Annotated in this window: 1 pseudogene; it reads right to left on the bottom strand. The window is 67.2% G+C overall.

What is annotated here, in order from left to right:
• Window positions 1-19: 19 nt before the first annotated feature.
• A pseudogene (locus tag ACF8LI_RS22500) lies at window positions 20-259 on the bottom strand (type VI secretion system tip protein VgrG); the annotation flags it as partial.

Raw genomic sequence — 259 nt, 5'->3', positions numbered from 1 at the left:
GCTGCAGGACATGCGGGCCTCAGCAGTTGAGCCGGTCCATGGGCGAGAGGATCTGGATGTCGCCGGGCGTGATGCGGATGGTGCTTTCGCCGCAGGTCAGCAGGATTTCCTGCTGGGCTTCGAGCCGGATCTTGGCGGCATTGAGCTGGATGCTTTGTCCATCCATGGTGAGCTGCGAGGCCTTGCCACCTCCGCCTGCGCCCCCACCGCCGCCGCCATCGCCCCCACCGGGCGCCGTGATGTTCATGGCCATGCCGCC

The organism is Delftia sp. WSY_12, from assembly GCF_043104645.1.
GTDB lineage: Bacteria > Pseudomonadota > Gammaproteobacteria > Burkholderiales > Burkholderiaceae_C > Comamonas > Comamonas tsuruhatensis.
The sequence above is the reverse complement of the archived record's forward strand: the minus strand, read 5'-3'. Positions and strand labels throughout refer to the sequence as shown.